The 16522-nt window shown below is 73.6% G+C and carries 11 protein-coding genes; 4 read left to right on the forward strand and 7 right to left on the reverse strand.

Features of this window, described 5'->3' with window-relative positions:
- Window positions 1-325 precede the first annotated feature (325 nt).
- The 6 genes from J4709_RS21665 to glf all read right to left on the reverse strand — a co-directional run bounded on the left by J4709_RS21665 (window position 326) and on the right by glf (window position 9825).
- Window positions 326-2203, reverse strand: a complete 1878-nt coding sequence (locus tag J4709_RS21665) for a class I SAM-dependent methyltransferase (protein ID WP_208243545.1) — start codon at window positions 2201-2203, stop codon at window positions 326-328.
- Window positions 2196-4853 carry an HAD family hydrolase gene (locus J4709_RS21670; RefSeq protein ID WP_208243547.1) on the reverse strand — a complete coding sequence of 886 codons (2658 nt, stop codon included), beginning with the start codon at window positions 4851-4853 and terminating at the stop codon, window positions 2196-2198. The genes J4709_RS21665 and J4709_RS21670 overlap by 8 nt, the downstream gene beginning before the upstream one ends.
- Window positions 4854-4943: 90 nt before the next feature.
- Window positions 4944-5708: an ABC transporter ATP-binding protein gene (locus J4709_RS21675; protein ID WP_232383851.1), complete on the reverse strand. Its 765-nt coding sequence runs from the start codon at window positions 5706-5708 to the stop codon at window positions 4944-4946.
- 3 nt (window positions 5709-5711) lie between these two features.
- Window positions 5712-6578: an ABC transporter permease gene (locus J4709_RS21680; RefSeq protein ID WP_208243548.1), complete on the reverse strand. Its 867-nt coding sequence runs from the start codon at window positions 6576-6578 to the stop codon at window positions 5712-5714.
- Window positions 6575-8659, reverse strand: a complete 2085-nt coding sequence (locus tag J4709_RS21685) for a glycosyltransferase (RefSeq protein WP_307801416.1) — start codon at window positions 8657-8659, stop codon at window positions 6575-6577. The genes J4709_RS21680 and J4709_RS21685 overlap by 4 nt, the downstream gene beginning before the upstream one ends.
- Entirely contained in the window at window positions 8656-9825 is a 1170-nt protein-coding gene (glf, locus tag J4709_RS21690) for a UDP-galactopyranose mutase (protein ID WP_307801417.1), read from the reverse strand. The genes J4709_RS21685 and glf overlap by 4 nt, the downstream gene beginning before the upstream one ends.
- Window positions 9826-9959: 134 nt before the next feature.
- On the opposite strand from glf, the gene J4709_RS21695 reads away from it, so the two are divergent.
- The 4 genes from J4709_RS21695 to J4709_RS21710 are packed head-to-tail and all read left to right on the forward strand — an operon-like array spanning window position 9960 to window position 15088.
- A complete protein-coding gene (locus J4709_RS21695; RefSeq protein ID WP_208243552.1) occupies window positions 9960-11246 on the forward strand; it encodes a hypothetical protein in 1287 nt (428 codons plus the stop codon).
- Window positions 11247-11248: 2 nt separating this feature from the next.
- Window positions 11249-12445 (forward strand): hypothetical protein, encoded by a 1197-nt coding sequence (locus J4709_RS21700; protein WP_208243555.1) that lies wholly within the window; start codon window positions 11249-11251, stop codon window positions 12443-12445.
- Window positions 12442-13419: a glycosyltransferase gene (locus tag J4709_RS21705; RefSeq protein WP_307801418.1), complete on the forward strand. Its 978-nt coding sequence runs from the start codon at window positions 12442-12444 to the stop codon at window positions 13417-13419. Before J4709_RS21700 ends, J4709_RS21705 begins: the two co-directional genes overlap by 4 nt.
- Window positions 13397-15088, forward strand: coding sequence for a glycosyltransferase family 39 protein (locus J4709_RS21710; RefSeq protein ID WP_208243557.1), 1692 nt, complete (start codon window positions 13397-13399; stop codon window positions 15086-15088). The genes J4709_RS21705 and J4709_RS21710 overlap by 23 nt, the downstream gene beginning before the upstream one ends.
- Here the strand turns inward: J4709_RS21710 and J4709_RS21715 are convergent.
- Window positions 15085-16518: a family 43 glycosylhydrolase gene (locus J4709_RS21715; protein WP_208243558.1), complete on the reverse strand. Its 1434-nt coding sequence runs from the start codon at window positions 16516-16518 to the stop codon at window positions 15085-15087. The genes J4709_RS21710 and J4709_RS21715 overlap by 4 nt on opposite strands.
- Window positions 16519-16522: the final 4 nt, after the last annotated feature.

Consider the following 16522-nt stretch of genomic DNA (forward strand, 5'->3'; position numbering starts at 1 on the left):
TCACGTCGTGAGACCCCTGGGAGTCGCGGAACGGGGGAAACGCCTGGGGGTTGCAGTTCGGTCGGCTGTGCCGGTTCGTCGGTCGGGGGTCGGTTCGTCGGGAGGGTCGGTTCGCCTACACGGCAAGAGTAAAGAGCCTGCCGGGGTCGCGTGTCACGTTCGCCCGAACATGGGCCGAGAAGTGCGACACGAACCGCCAATTCGGTCACACGGTTCACCTGCGGCGAACACCGGACACCCCACCCGCCCCACGGTGGCCGCACCCGGCCACGCCGGCCGCCGGCCGGACGCCTCGGGGCCGCCGCGGCGGGCGGCCCCGAGGCGGTCACTCCTGCGGCTCCGCCTTCCCCGGAAGGAACGCCTCCAGCGTCATCGTCCGATGCGGGTACTTCCAGTCCAGGCCGCCGAACCTGATGTACATGCCCTCCGGCCGGCCCGGCAGGAAGTAGTTCCCCGCCCACTGGTCGGGGTTCGTCACCGGCGCGTCCGGCGGGAACTGCGCCCCGATCGGCTCGTACTTCACGTCGGCGCCGAACATGGCGTAGGCCGCGGCGTCCACGAAGTTGGAGTGCGCGATGTCGCCGCGCAGGTGGGTGCCCTTGAGCGCGAGGCTGTGCACCCGGTCGCGGGCGAAGTACAGCGCGCTGAGGTCCTTCACGACCTGCCCGAACGCGTGCGCGCCGTCGTGGTGGACCATGGCGCGCACCGGGCTCTCCTCCAGCAGCACCTTCTCCACGTAGGTGGGGAGGTCGCCGTGGAACATCCGGACCCGCCCCATGGCGCCCGGGAAGATCCGCCGCAGCCGCTCGTAGGTGAACTGCAGGTAGGCGTGGTTGACGTCGACGAGGTCCAGCTCCAGGCCCATCGGCTCGACGCAGCCGGCGAGCACGACGGACGAGCCGCCCATGAAGACGCCGACGTCGACGAGCCGGGTCAGCTCCTGGTGGTGGGCCTCGGCGCGGCCGAACAGGTCGAAGTAGTGCTTGTTGCTGCCCTGGTCCTCGTAGCCGAGGCCGCCGGCGCCGACCCGGGCGGCGATGCGGTCGAACACCGTGTTGTGGCCGGCGAACGCCTCCAGGTCCGCGCGGTGCCCGCCGAGGATCGGGATGCCGAGGACCTCGTGCAGCTTCTCCGCGTCGGCGAGGGCGGGGTCCGGTTCGAGGAACGTCCCCCACGTGGCGCTGTGCATGGCGACGTCGGTGACGTAGTCGCCGGCCGCCCGGTTCTTCGCCGCCCGCTCCGCGGCGGACGGTCGCGCCGGCGCGCCCGCGGTGGCGCGGCCGAGCTCGGCCCGCAGCTGCTCGATCTTCTGCTGCTGGACGGCGATGGCCTCGGCGAGCCGGTTCGCGTCGTCCGCGCGCGACACGGCCTCGTACTGCAGCTGGAGGACGCGCGAGTACAGCGCGATCCGGTTGTTCTCCATGGTCGCGAGCAGCGCGGACGAGGTGAACGGCCGCAGCGCCTCGAAGATCCGCTCCGCGCCCGGCGCCCCGTCCCGGACGAGCACGCCGAACCCGAACACCGCCGGGACGATCTCCAGCCGCCAGCCGGCGCCGCTCCCGGCCACCGCGTCCTCGACGGCCGTGAGGACGCCGTTGCGCTCCCCGCCGGCGTGCGCCGCGGCGGTGAAGGCGCCGCGGCCGACGAACCCCGCGGGGGTGACGTCGTCGTGCCAGACCGTCGGGCCGTCCGCCGTGTCCGGGTGCACGTCCCCTGACGGCAGGGTCGTCGGCTGGTAGTAGAAGTCGCGGCGGCTCGACGGCCACAGCACGTCGTGCAGGACGACCACCGCGTCGGGGGCGTTCCGCATGATCCAGTCGAGTTCCGCGCGGACGACCGCGTAGTTGTGGTCGCCGTCCAGCACGTACAGATCGGCGGTGGGCAGCCCGTCGAGCGCCGCCGGGGAGTGCTCCTCGACCAGGTTGAGCCGCGGGTCGGCGTCCAGGACCGCGCGCAGCCCCTCGTCCGGGCTCGGCTCGACGCAGTACACCCGCGCGCCGAGGTCGGCGTACACGGAGCTGACCTGGCCGGACTCCACACCGACCTCGACGACCGTGCCGATCTCGCGGGAGGCGAACAGGACCGCGAACAGCTCCCGGAACACCGACATCGAATGCAGCAGCATCGGCAGCTCGCGGGCCGCGCGGGCCTGCCGGTGCGGGTCCTCGCGGGACCCCCTCATCTCCTCGCCGTGCTCAACCATCGCCGAGCTTCCTCCTGGCCACTCGTGACGCCCCTGCCGCCACGCCCCGCACGCCCGCGGCGCGGTACTCCTCGCGGAGCCTGTCGGTGAGCCGCGCGGTCCGCGCGGCGCGCGCGGCCTTCCGGTCGACGGGCATCCGCGGCGCCATGCCCGTCATCGACTGCGGCAGCATCGCGAACGCGACGGTGATCTGCCCGGACGACACCACCGGCGCCCCCGCGCGGCGGGCGAGCGGCAGCCACACCGCCGCGTAGGAGGTGTCGAACTCCATCAGGTTGCCGCCGAGGTAGCGGCAGTCGGCGTAGTGCAGGCCGACGAAGTCCTCGGGCTTGTCCCAGCGCAGCACCTGCTCGGTGCGGCGCCCGCCGGCGACGACCCGCGCCTCGATCCAGTCGACCCGCACGATCGCGGGCCGGCCGGGGATCGCCAGCGAGATGTCGACGGTGTCGTGGTGCTCGAACGCGAACCGGGCGAACGACAGCCCGTTGTGGTTGATCCGGACGCGGCGCCGCATCGGATCGTGCCACCGGTCGTCGGCCGTCCGGTACCGCAGCCGCGTCTCGTAGCCCTCGCCGGACGGGTCGAAGTCCGCGGCGCGGATCGCGCCGTCGGCGATGGCGCGGGCGGCGGCGCCGAGCCCGGTGTCGGACGCGGCGAGCAGCGCGGGCCAGAAGGAGTCCCGCATGTGCAGGTCCTCCAGGTCGCCGGGCGACAGGTACGGGATCGCGGGCTTCAGGTCGGCGGGCAGCAGCGTGGTGACCAGCGTGGAGCCGAAGTTGTCCTCGTGCACCCAGTTGCCGAACACGGCGGCCTCGTCGGCGGTGGGCGAGCGCAGCGCCGAGATGAGGATCCGCGACAGCCGGTCCCGCGCGGCCGGGAGCGTGAGGCTCGGCCAGGTGCCCTCGGACGCCGCGACGTACCGGTTCCAGCGGCGCTGGAACGCCAGGATGCCGTCCTGGACGGTCCGGCGCTCGGCGTTCTGCGACGGCGAGTCGGCGGTGTCGCCGAGGACGGGCCCGCCCTCCTCGGTGAAGCCGATCAGCGACCCGCACAGCGCGTTCACGCACTGCTCCACGATCTCCGGGCTGCGGGTGACCGTCGCGGCGACCTCCGCCGGGTGCCCGGCCTGCGCCAGGTAGCCCTCGGCGCGCAGCCCGGCCAGGTACAGCCGCTCGGCCCGGTCGTCGGTGGCCAGGTAGTACCCGGACGGGGCGATGTCGATCCCGGCGATCCGCAGCACCCGCGCGAGCTGCCGCTGGATCGTCCCGCCCCAGCCGAGGTCGACCAGGGTCAGCTCGGTGCCGTCGAGCGCGCCCGCCTCGCGCAGCGACCGGATCAGCCGCTCGCGCGCCGCGGTGACGGTGACCGCGAGCCGGTTGCACAGGTGCGGGGTCTCGGTCAGCGCCTTGCTGACCCGGTCGGCGATGTCGCCGTTGTCGACGACGGTGTCCAGCTCCGTCGCGAGGCCCGGCACGTCGCCGGGCTGCAGTTCCAGCACCGACAGCGCCTGCCGGACGGTCAGCTGGTAGCCGCTGCGGACGAACGCGTGCACCGCGTCGGTGTCGAAGGGGTCGAGCCCGGCCAGCGACGTCACGAACCGCGACAGCCAGACCGGCCTGGCCTCCAGGTCCCAGCCGCGGGCCCGCGCCGCGTCGTTGATCAGCGCGGACAGCAGCTCGCCCTCGCGCATCGGGCACCACAGCATCCGGGTGCCGTTCGCGACGGCCCGCTCGGCGATCCACTCGGCGAAGCCGGTCAGCACCGGGCCGAGCACGCCCGCCCCGTACCGGTGGGCGGTCTCCAGCGCGGAGGTGGCGAACGGGCCGCCGGCCTGCACGGCCTTGGCCCGCAGGCTGGTCAGGCCGAGGTCGCCGTGCCGCTCGTCCAGGTCGGGGGCGTGCTCGCCGGCGGGGCGCAGCGGCTCGTGCTCGCGTTCGAGCACCTCGGTGTAGGCCTCGTCCAGCCGCCGGTAGTGGACCGTCCGCACGCCGAGCCCGGCCGGCACCTCGTCGTCGGCGACCTCGTTGTCGCCGACGTGCACGATCTGCTCCGGGCTGCGGCCGAGGTCGCGCAGCACGATCTCCCACAGGCCGGACGCCTTGTCGGTGCCGTGCTGGTTGGACCGGAAGATCCGGACGTCCTCCATCGGGCCGAGCTCGGGCCGGTCGAGCAGGTGCGCGAGCTGGTCCTGGGTGAAGTAGGTGTCGGAGACCAGGACGACGTCGATGTCCTGCTTGCGCGCGGCCTTGACGACCTCGGCGACGTCCAGGTCCACCACGGTGATCTCGCGTTCCAGGGCCACCTCGGCGGCGACGAGCCGGTCCAGCTCCGCCGGGGCGAACAGCCCCTCCGGCATGGCCCGCCAGATGTCGAACAGCGAGACCTCGGTGCCGAGGGTGTCGCGGCTGCGGCGGGCCCGCTCCTCGGCGCCGATCCGCATCCGCCGCAGCGTCGCGTCGCTCACCCACGCCGGGCACAGGCCCTGCTCGCGCAGCCGCGCGCCGAGCAGAGCGAACGCGTCGGTGGGGCGCGGCACGCGGCGCCACAGCACGGTGTCGAAGATGTCGAGGGACAGCACGGAGCACGTCCCGTCGGCGACGATCCGGTAGACGTTGTCGAGCAAGGGATGACCGGCCTCGTTCGCGCTCATCGCCGCTTTCCTTCCCAGTGTTCCGGCCTGGCCCCCCGTCCGGGCCGGCGACCGCGCCGCGCCGCGGCTCGGGACACCTTATCCGCCGATCTATCCACCGATTTCTCCCATCGCCGCCGCCCGGCGGGCCTGCCGGTCCTCCCGGACGAGCCGCCCGGCCTCCTCGGTGGGCCCGTCGTAGACGACCCGGCCCTGCCGCATCGTGACGCCGCGGTCGCACAGCCCCACCAGCATCTGGATGTCGTGCGCGACGATCACCATCGTCCGGCCCTCGCCGCGCAGCTCCCGGATGCGCGCGAGGCACTTCTCCCGGAACGGCGGGTCGCCGACCGCCAGCACCTCGTCGATCAGGAACACGTCCGGCTCGGTGTGCGCCGCGATCGAGAACGCCAGCCGCATGAACATGCCGGAGGAGTAGAACTTCACCTGGTCGTCCAGGAACCGCTCGACGCCGGAGAAGTCGACGATCGCGTCGAACTTGCGCTGGATCTCCGCCCGGGACATGCCGAGGATCGCGCCGTTGAGGTAGACGTTCTCGCGGCCGGTGAGCTCGGGGTGCAGGCCGGCGCCGACGTCGATGAGCCCGGCGATGCGGCCGCGCACCCGCACCGACCCCTCGTCGGGCTGCATGACGCCCGACATGAGCTTCAGCAGCGTGCTCTTGCCGGACCCGTTGAGGCCCATCAGCGCGACGGTCTCGCCCTGGTGCAGGGTGACGCTCACCCGGTCCAGCGCGGTGAACCGGTCCGACAGCCGCTGCCTGCGGAAGGCGCGCACGCTCATCTCCTTGAAGGAGTGCGCGTGGCGCAGGGTGAAGTGCTTCGACACGGAGTCGATCACGATCGAGGGGGTCAACGGCTACAGCTCCTGGGCGAAACGCTTCTGCAGGCGGGCGAAGACCAGCCGCCCCGCGATCAGGATCAGCACGCTCGCGGTGAGGGCGATGCCGGCGCGCCCGTACAGGTGCGGCGGGAAGACGAAGGTCCCGTCCGTCCCGGGGTACCAGCAGGCCCGCTGGAACAGCGAGATCGCGCTGACGAGCGGGTTGGCGAGGTACAGGTCGAGCACCCATCCCGGGGCCTTGCCGCTCACGGCCGTCCACGGGTAGATCATCGGCACCGACCAGGTGATGACGATCATCGAGATGTCGACGACCTGCTCCAGGTCGCGGAAGAAGACGTTCACCGCGGCGAAGATCAGCCCGACGCCGAACCCCAGCACGATGACGATCGCGAGGCCGAGCGCGCCGGCGCCGAGCGCCGCCGCCGACGGGCGCCACCCCGCCGCGAGCGAGGCCACCATCACGATGATGACGCCCGGCAGGAAGTGCACCAGCGAGACCAGCGTGGACGCCGTCGGGAACAGCTCGCGCGGCAGGAACACCTTCCGCACCAGCGGCGCGTTCCCCGTCACCGACCGGGTCGTCGAGTGCAGCGTCTCGGTGAACAGGTTGACCAGCACCATCCCGGAGAACAGGTAGACCGGGAAGTCCTCCAGCGACCGGTTCGTCCCGAGGAAGACGCCGACGACGTAGAAGTACACGAGGAACTGCACCGCCGGCCGCACGTACGACCAGCCGAGGCCGAGGAACGACCCCTTGTACCGGGACCGCAGCTCCCGGCGCACCAGGAGCCGCAGCAGGTACTTGTTCCGGAAGGTCTCGCGCAGGCCGCCGCTGTCGCCCGGCGGCCGCAGCGGGACCGGCTCCGTACCGGTGACCGTCATTCCCCGCCGGACCTCGAAGGACGCACGGGAGCGGACTGCTCCGCGGACTCGAACGTGCGGCGCCACGCCTCCGGCGACGCCAGCTCGTCCATCGCCGCCCGGTACCGTCCGGTCAGCTCCGGCCACTCCCGGCTGAGCCGGGCGTGCAGCACCGACGCCCGCTTGAGGATCCGCCGGAACCGCTCCGGGTCGCGCTGGTACCAGGCCACCTTCGTGCCGTCGGCCGAGGAGACCAGCGCGCTGTCCACCTGCGACAGCAGCCCCCAGTGCCGGTCGATGTGCGGGACCACCACCTGCGGGTTGCCGCGCGCGCCCGGGTCCAGCGGGCGCAGCTGCTTGACCGTGCCGAGCATCGCGCTCGCCAGCACGTTCACCTTGCCGCGCGGCGCCTTGAACCCGCGGCCCCGCTTCGGCGGCTTGTTGCGGCGGACCGGCGGGAACTCCTCGTGGCTCGGCCGGTTCTGCGCGTCGGGGAACGCGGTCCGGAACGCGTTGATCTCGGCGAGCTTGCCGGCGATCCCCCCGTGCAGGTGCCCGGGCCCGGTCAGCACGTCCTCGATCGCCGACAGCATCAGCTCCGCGGCCGAGTACTGCATCGCGAGCGCGTGCTTCACCGTGATGATGAAGCTCTCCTTGACCAGGTTGCCGCCCCGGTCGTACGGGGAGTGCAGCAGCGCGGTGACCAGCCGGTTCCGCTCGTGGAAGTACGCCTGCCAGTCGATGCCGTCGTCCTTGTCCTGCCACGGGACGTGCCAGGCGGCCATCCCCGGCAGCGACACGGTCGGGAAGCCGGCCGCGCCGGCCCGGACGCAGTACTCCGCGTCGTCCCACTTGATGAACATCGGCATCGACAGGCCGATCTTGCGGAGCACGTCGACCGGGATCATGCACATCCACCAGCCGTTGTAGTCCACGTCGACGCGCCGGTGCAGCCACGGGGTCTGCCGCAGGCTCCCCGCGCTCTTCTTCGCGCGCGCGTTCGGGCCGGACGCCTCGATGAGCGCCTCCGGGACGGCCGGCTTGGCGAAGTCGTGCTCGCGCCAGGTGCTCGGCGCCTCCTCCCACCACCACCGGTACTTGGCGATGACCTCGCCGTAGGCGTGCAGCTGCGAGCGGACGAACAGGTTGAACATGTGGCCGCCCACGATGGTGGGCGTGCGGGCGAAGTCGGAGAACGCGACGGCCCGCAGGACGCCCTCGGTCTCGGTCACCACGTCGTCGTCGAGGAGCAGGACGTAGTCGCTGGTCCCGGCCTGGAGCGTCTCGTCCATCGCGCGGGAGAAGCCGCCGGACCCGCCGAGGTTCGGCTGCTCGATCAGCCGCAGCCGGGCGCCGAGCGCGTCCGCCGCCTCCGCGAACCGGTCGTCGTCGCGCACCTTCTCGTTGCCCTGGTCGACGACGTAGATCCGGTCGACCACGTCGAGCACCTCGCCCGCGCGGCCGAGCGCGAGGAGCTGGTCGACGCAGAACGAGGGCCGGTTGAAGGTGGTGATGCCGAGGCTGACCCGGCCCTGCCGGACGTGCCCGCCGCCGGTGCCCGGCGCCGCGCACCACTCGGCGCGCTCCAGCACGGCGTCGCGCTCGCCCGCGAGGATGTCCAGCCAGTACCAGCCGCCGTCGATGAACGGGCGGAGGCTGAGCTCGAACGTCTCCTCCTGCGAGGTCTCGGAGTCGATCCGGACGGAGGCGACCCGCTGCGCGTGCCCCTTGGAGCTGGACCGGTAGACGATCACGGTGCCCTCGCCGCGGGCGCGCACGCGCAGCACGACGTCCTCGACCGACGTCCAGCGCCGCCAGTAGCTCGCCGGGAAGGCGTTGAAGTAGGTGGCGAACGAGACGCGCCGGCCGACCGGCACGACCACGCTGCGGCGTCCGACGTCGTCGCCCGGCGCGTCCAGGGCGGCCTCGGCCTCGGTCGAGGCGGCGACCGCGTCGGCGCCCCGTGCGATCTCCCCCTCCACGTACAGCTTGAGCACGTCGAGGTCGCGGTCCACCGGCATCACGACGCGCTGCAGGACGCGCAGGGGCGCGTCCTCGCCGTCGCTTCCGCCCGTGCCCGGCGCTTCGGTCAGATCCGTCACTCGTCCTCGCCTCCGTTGTCAAGACGCGCACCATCGGCGAAATGGGGACGCAGCCGGTTGTCGACCATGCTCAGGGCGCTCGCGATCGCCATGTGCATGTCGAGGTACTTGTAGGTGCCGAGGCGCCCGCCGAACAGCACGCCGTCCTCGCCCCGGGCGAGGTCGCGGTAGGCCAGCAGCCGGGCGCGGTCGGCGGCCGTGTTGATCGGGTAGTACGGCTCGTCGCCGCGGGCGGCGGAGCGCGAGTACTCCCTCATGATCACGGTCTTGTCGGCGGGGTAGCGGTCCCGTTCGGGGTGGAAGTGGCGGAACTCGTGGATCCGCGTGAAGGGGACGTCCTCGTCGGCGTAGTTCATCACCGGGGTGCCCTGGAAGTCGCCGGTCGGCTTGACCTCCATCTCGAAGTCCAGGGTCCGCCAGCCGAGGTCGCCTTCGGCGTAGCCGAAGTAGCGGTCGAGGGCGCCGGTGTAGACGACGGGGACGTTGCCGACGACGTCGTCGCGCATGTCGAGGAAGTCGGTGTCGAGCCGCACCTCGATCCGCGGGTGGTCGGCCATCCGCTCCAGCCAGGCCGTGTAGCCGTCGACCGGCAGGCCCTCGTACACGTCGTTGAAGTAGCGGTTGTCGAAGGTGTACCGGACCGGCAGCCGCGTGATGATCTCCGCCGGCAGGTCGCGGGGGTCGGTCTGCCACTGCTTGGCGGTGTAGCCGCGGATGAACGCCTCGTACAGCGGCCGGCCGATCAGCGAGATCGCCTTCTCCTCCAGGTTGGAGGGGGCGGTCACCTCGGCGGCCTGCGCGGCGATCAGCGCGCGCGCCTCGTCGGGGGTGAAGGCGCGTCCGAAGTACTCGCAGATGGTGCCGAGGTTGATCGGCATCGAGTAGACGCGGCCCTTGAAGGTGGAGTAGACGCGGTGCCGGTACCCGGTGAACGAGGTGAAGCGGTTGGCGTACTCCCAGACGCGCTCGTTGGACGTGTGGAAGAGGTGGGCGCCGTACCGGTGGACCTCGATGCCGGTCTCCGGCTCGTCCTCGCTGTAGGCGTTGCCGCCGATGTGCCCGCGGCGGTCGAGGACGAGGACGCGCAGGCCGAGGTCGGCCGCGCACCGTTCGGCGACCGTCAGTCCGAAGAATCCGGAACCGGCCACCACGAGATCAATGTTCACTGGACGGCGTCCATCCCCGTTCGGGAGAGCGGAAGACTCGGCTGTACAGACAGGCATCAGCCGGGCCAATGGTACGGAATGGGGCTAAGATACCCGGCGTTCGATCGGTACCGAGGCACGAACTCAGGAACGCGGTGGCAGCCCCGACCTCCCAGAGCACGGCGCAGCGCGCGCGCCCCGCGGTCTTCCTGCATGTCGGAGCCGCCAAGAGCGGCACGACGTACCTGCAGAACGTCCTCTGGCACAACCGGGACCGGCTGCGCCGGCACGGCTTCAACTATCCCGGCCGCGACCCCGCCGCCCACGTCAGGGCAGCCTTCGACCTGCGCCGGACCTTCTTCCGCGACGCCTCCGACCCCTCGACGCGCGGCGCCTGGCACGAGATCGTCGGCGCGGCCCGCGACTTCCCCGGCACCACGATCATCTCCCAGGAGCTCTTCGCGCCCGCCCGGATCCGCTACACCCGGCAGGCCATGGCCGACCTGGACTTCGCCGACGTGCACGTCGTGTTCACCGTGCGCGACCTCGCCCGCCAGCTGCCCGCGCACTGGCAGGAGGACGTCAAGAACCGGTTCACCACGAACTTCGACGACTTCGTCGCCGCCCTGCGGCGCGCCGACTGGCGCAGCTTCGAGACCGCCCGGCTGTTCTGGGGCCTCCAGGACCCCGTCGCGGTGCTGGCCCGCTGGAGCGTGGAGCTGCCGCCCGAGCGCGTCCACGTCGTCACGCTCCCGCCGCCCGGCGCGCCCCGCGACCTGCTCTGGCAGCGCTTCTGCGCGGCCGTCGGCCTGTCCCCCTGGCGGTACGACCTCGCCGGCTCGTTCTCCAACCCGTCGCTCGGGCTCGCCGAGACGCTGTTCCTGCGCGACCTCAACGACGCCCTCGACGAGCGCGTCGGCTGGCACGTCTACAACGAGCAGGTCAAGCTGCACCTCGCGCAGGAGGTGCTGACCGCCAGGCGCGCGCCGACCAAGATAGCGCTGTCCGCCGGCGACCTGATGTGGGCGACGGAACGCGCCATCGAGACCGTCGAGGACCTGCGCGCGGCCGGCTACCACGTCGTCGGCGACCTCTACGACCTGATCCCCACCGCGCCCCGCGGCCGGCCCTCCGCCGCCCCCTCCGGAGCGGAGATGGCCGACGTCGGGACCGACGCCATCGCGGCGCTGCTGCGGCGCCTCCTGGAGGAGGACCGGCGCGGCGCGGACGTCGAGGGCGCCGCGGTGCCGGTCGCCGACCGCATCGGCCTGCTGCGCGCCGAGACGGCAGCGCTGGCCGAGCACACCGCCCGGCTGGCCCACGACGCGGCGCCGCTCTCCGAACGGGCCGCCGAACGCTACCCGGCCGTGCGGCAGCTGCGCGGCGCCTACCGCCGGATCCAGCGCGGCGGCCGATCCGACGTCGAGACGAACACGGGGTGACCATGGGCGGGAACCGGCCCGGCAAGACCGTCTACCTGCACGTCGGCGCGCCGACAGCCGGCACGGCGTTCCTGCACGAGGCGCTGTGGGCCAACCGGCGGCGCCTCGGCGACGCGGGCGTCTGCTACCCGCTGTCGGGCCCGCAGGAGCACTTCGGCGCGGTCATGGACCTGCGCGAGATGAGCTGGGGCGGGCACCGCGACCCGGCCTGGGACGGCGCGTGGGAGCGCATGGCCCGCCGCGTCCACGACTGGGACGGCCCGACCGCCGTCTTCTCCCAGGGCCTGCTCGGCGGCGCCACCGAACCGCAGGCCAAGCGGGCCGTGGCGGCGCTGGAACCGGCCGAGGTGCACGTGGTGTTCGCGACCCGCGACCTCGGCTGGCAGCTGATCTTCGACTGGCAGGAGCAGATCCGGCACACCCACACCATCTCCTTCGAGCGGTTCGTCGACGACCTGGTCGCCCTCGGCCCGGCCGCCCCCGAGCCGTACGGGGAGATGTTCTGGGGGCTGCACGACGCCGTCCGGGTCCTCGGTACCTGGGAGGCGGTGGTGCCGAAGGAGCGCATCCACGTCCTCACCCTCCCGCCGCCCGGGGAGCGCCCCGGCCTGCTGTGGGAGCGGTTCGCCGCGCTGACCGGCATCCCCGCCGGCGCCTGCGACCTCGGCGGGATCCCCGAGGACGAGCCGCTGTCGGCGATCGAGGCGGAGCTGCTGCGCCGGCTCAACGAGAAGATCGCGCCGGCGCTGGGCGGCGACTACGAGCGGCTCGTCCGCGAGTACCTGATCGGGCACGGGCTCGCCGAGGGCACCGACGACACCGGCCGCACCCGGATGGGGCTGCCCGCCCGGCACGCCGCCTGGGCCGCCGGGCGGACCCGCGAGCTCGCCGGGTCGCTGCGCGCCTCCGGCTACCGGGTGGCGGGCGACCTCGACGAGCTGACCACCTCCCGGCACCCGGACACGGTGCTGCTCCCCGGCGACGTGCCGGACGAGCTGGTCGCGTCCGCGTCCGTCGGCGTCGCCGCCGCGCTGCTGCGGGAGCTGGCCAGGGCGAGCGAGCGGATCGGGCTCGCGCACGTGCAGGGCGAGCTCGCCGACGTCCGGGAGAACCTGGACCGCCTGGTGCAGGCGGCGGCCGCCGCGCCGCCCGCGCTGCAGCGGGCCGCCCGCCGCGCGACCGGCCGGCGCACCCCGTGACCGGCGGACCGGCGGAGGGCGCCGCCGCGCCCGCGTCCGTCACCGCGGTGGTCGTCACCTTCAACCGGCGCGCGCTGCTGGAGGAGGCGCTGGCGGCGCTCGCCGCGCAGTCGCGCCGCCCGGACCGCGTCGTCGTCGTGGACAACGCCTCCTCCGACGGCACCGCCGAGGCCGTCGCGAGCGGCTTCCCGGACACCGACCTGCTGGTCCTCCCCCGCAACATCGGCGGCGCCGGCGGCTTCGGCGCCGGCATGGCGCGCGCCCTCGACGCCGGGACCGACCTGCTCTGGCTGCTCGACGACGACACCGTGCCCGAGCCGGACGCCCTGCGCGAGCTGCTCGCCGCCCGCGACCGGGCGACCGCCGCCGACGGCCCGCCCGCGCTCGTCGCGAGCAGGGTCGTGTGGACCGACGGCCGCGACCACCCGATGAACACCCCGCGCGCCAAGCCCCGCACCCCGCCCGCCGAGCGGGAGATCGCGGAGGCCGCCGGGTGCATGCCGGTCCGCTCCGCGTCGTTCGTCTCCGTCCTGGTCGACGCGGCCTCGGTGCGGGAGCGCGGGCTGCCCGTCGCCGACTACTTCCTGTGGAACGACGACTTCGAGTTCACCACCCGGCTGCTGCGCGGCCGCCGCGGCGTGCTGTGCCCGCGCAGCGTCGTCGTGCACAAGACCAAGGAGTTCGGCGGCGCGGACGCCGACCCCGGCGACCGCTTCTTCTACGAGGTCCGCAACAAGATCTGGCTGTTCAGCGGCAGTCCCGGGCTCGCGCCGCCGGAGCGCGCGCTGTACGCGGGGTCCACGCTCCGGCGCTGGACGCGCACCTTCGCCGGGTCCGGCGACCGCGCGGTGCTGCGCCGCGCCATGCTCCGCGGCCTGCGGGACGGGCTGCTCACCCGACCGAAGCCGACGGCCGACCTGCTGCGCGAGGTCGGAGTGGAGGTCCCCGACGATGACGAGCGCCGTACTCGCTGACCCCGCGACACGGCAGGCGGCCGGCCCGCAGGGGCGGCTCGCCCGGTGGGCGGTGCCGCTCGTCCCGGCGGCCGCCGCGCTCGCCCTCGCCCTGACCTACATCGGCCGCCCGGCCTTCTGGCTGGACGAGTCCGCGACGATCAGCGCGACGGGCCGTCCCGTCGGCGAGATGCTGCGCCTGTTCCAGCACCTCGACCTCGTGCACGCCTTCTACTACCTGGCCATGAAGGTGTGGATCGCGGTCTTCGGCAACGGGGAGACGGCGCTGCGGCTGCCGAGCGCGCTCGCGACCGCGGCGGCGGCCGCGGGCATCGCGGTGATCGGGCGGCGCTGCGCCGGGCGGGCGGCCGGCCTGCTGGCCGGGCTGGCGTACGCGGGGTCCATCCCCGTCGCGACGTACGCGCACGAGGCCCGCTCGTACGCGATGGTCGCCGCGGTCGCGGTGCTGGCCACCTACCTGCTCATCCGGGGGGTCCACCCGCGGGAGCCGCATCCGTGGCGCTGGTTCGCGGGCTACGGCGCCGCGATCCTCGTGCTCGGCCTCCTGCACCTCGACAGCGTCCTGCTGCTGGCGGCGCACGGTGCGACGCTCCTGATCGCGCGCGCCAAGGCCCCCCGGACATGGTTGCGCTGGACGGTCTGCGGCGGCCTGGGCGGCGCGCTCCTCGTCCCGCTCGCGCTGGCCGCGCAGACCCAGTCCGTGCAGGTCGCCTGGCTGCCCCGGCCGTCGTGGCCGCTCGTCTGGCAGCTGGTGAAGTTCCTGACCGGCGGCCGGGACCTGGTCTGGCCGACCCTGGCCGCGGCGCTCATCGGCGCCTGCGTGGGCGTGAAGAGGCGCGGTGCGGAGGGCGCCGGAGGCTCGGAGGAAGACGCGAGCACGGACGGGTGCAGCATCTCGCTCACCGTCCTCGCACTGCCCTGGCTGATCGTGCCGTCGGCGCTGCTGCTCCTCGCGTCGCTGGTGGCCGACCCGATGTTCATCTTCCGGTACGTCCTGTTCTCCGTCCCCGCCCTGACGCTGCTGATGGGCGCCGGGCTGGCCCGGATCGCCGCCCTCGGCCGCCCCTGGCTGGGCGGGCTGCTGCTCGCCGCCGCGGTCGCGGTGCTGGCCGTCCCGGCCGTGCAGCCGCAGACCGCCCTGCGGCGGCACGACTCCAAGCTCGACGACATGCGCACCCCCGCGCAGGTCGTGCGCCGCGAGGCGCACAAGGGCGACGCGATCATCTACATCAACGGCGTCGCCCGCTGGGACGCGGCCGCCTACCCGGACGCCTTCGGCCGCCTGCGCGACATCGGGATGGCCGAGGACCCGGTCCACGCGGGCAACTTCGAGGGCCGCGACAAGCTCCCCTGGCAGCTGCGCGGCCCGCTCATCCACTCCGAACGGGTGTGGCTGTTGACGCGCGCCAGAGCCGTGAACGTGAACCCCGGGCCTCTCGTCTTCAAGCGGATGAAGATGATCGACGCCACCGGTCCCTGGAGGATCGCGGGCAACTGGAGGTTCAAGGGCGGGGCGCTGACCCTCTACGTGCGGACCGGGCCGTACCGGTCACCGTCGGCGCGCGGGACCGCCGGCAAGCCGCAGCGCGCCGTCCCGAAACCGCGCTCCACCACCGCGCCGAAGCGCGCCGTTCCGAAGCCGCGCCGCACCGCGCCGGCGAAGCCCTAGCGCAGTTCGAGGTAGTCGACCTGGCCCTGCCCGTCGACCCGCGACAGGCTGAGCGTGTTCCATCCCGCGTTCAGGACGGCGCCGACCGTGGCGGACGCCCAGTCCGAGTCGCCGGTCTCGCGCAGCGTGAACGTGGAGGCGGCGGCGCCGTTCGCCGAGAGCGCCAGGTGCGCGGCCTCGCCCGACCGGTCGGCGTACCCGATCCGCACCGAGTACCGGCCCGCGGCCGGCGCGAACACCGGGACGTCCAGGCGGCAGCCGTCCCGGTCGAACGGGCCGACGGCCGAGCCGCCCGACGCGTTCGGCCGCGGCAGCGCGGCGACGCAGCCGTTCAGCCGCCCCCGCTCGGCCTCGAACCGGGCGGGCACGCCCCGGACGACCGGCCGGGACCCGTCCCAGCCGAGCGAGGCCACGAACATCCCGCGGTCCACCGTCGAGCCGCCGTGGTGCTTCAGGATCCCGTGGAAGACCAGGTGGTCGCCGGTCTCGTCGGTGAGGACGTCCGCGCTCCCAGGCCCCTCGACCGCGCCCCCGTACGCGCCGGTGGACTGCACCGGGCGCGGCTGCTTCCGGTACGGGCCCTCCAGGGACGGCGCGATCGCGTAGCGGGTCTGGTAGTCCGAGCGGAAGTACCAGCCGGCCGAGTACAGCAGCACGTACTGGCCGCCGCGCCGCACCAGGTCGGGCGCCTCCACCAGGACGGGCTCGCTCCGGTCGTGGCCGAGGATGCGCTTGGCCGGCCCGTTCACGCGCAGCCCGTCCGCGGTGAGCGGCACGAGGTAGATCGCCGCGGTCTTCCTGGCGTCGCTCTTGTACAGCAGGTACCGCGTCCCGTCCGTCTCGATGTAGGAGGACGGGTCGATGGCGCCGCCGAGGTCCAGCGGGCACACCAGCGGCGGCCCGTCGACCGGGACGAACGGCCCGGCCGGCGAGGCCGACGTCGCGACCCCGATGCACTGGACGTCGCGGTCCCGGCGCGCGGCGGAGAAGTACAGCACGTAGGCGCCCGATCCGGCGCGGGGCGGGACGACCTCGGGCGCCCAGGTGCGTCCGGCCTGCGCCCAGGACGGGAGCCGGGCGAGGCCGTCGCCGGGCGAGCGGGTCCACGGGCCCTCCGGCGACGGCGCGGTCGCCACGGGCATCGTCGCGTCCCCGTTGTTGGTGCCGTAGGCGTAGTACCGGCCGTCCACCTTGATCACCGTCGGGTCGGCGAACCACCCGTCGATCACCGGCTCGACGGGCGAGTAGCCGGGCGGGGTCAGCGGCGCCTGGGTGCCGGCGGGCGCCGGCGGCGGGGCCGCGGCGCGCGGCCGGGGGGCGGCGGAGTGGGCCGCGCGGCGGGCGTCGCCGGGCCCCGCCGCGCCGGGCAGGCAGGAGGCGGCCAGCGCCACGACCAGCGCCAGGACGGCGCTGATCGCGGTCCCGCCCACCGGC

The organism is Actinomadura violacea (genome assembly GCF_017573465.1).
GTDB classification, from domain to species: Bacteria; Actinomycetota; Actinomycetes; order Streptosporangiales; family Streptosporangiaceae; genus Spirillospora; species Spirillospora violacea.

Coding starts and splice junctions, on each gene's coding strand:
- J4709_RS21710 (WP_208243557.1), top strand. CDS start 13,397: ATGACGAGCGCCGTACTCGCTGACCCCGCGACACGGCAGGCGGCCGGC.
- J4709_RS21665 (WP_208243545.1), bottom strand. CDS start 2,203: ATGGTTGAGCACGGCGAGGAGATGAGGGGGTCCCGCGAGGACCCGCAC.
- J4709_RS21670 (WP_208243547.1), bottom strand. CDS start 4,853: ATGAGCGCGAACGAGGCCGGTCATCCCTTGCTCGACAACGTCTACCGG.
- J4709_RS21680 (WP_208243548.1), bottom strand. CDS start 6,578: ATGACGGTCACCGGTACGGAGCCGGTCCCGCTGCGGCCGCCGGGCGAC.
- J4709_RS21700 (WP_208243555.1), top strand. CDS start 11,249: ATGGGCGGGAACCGGCCCGGCAAGACCGTCTACCTGCACGTCGGCGCG.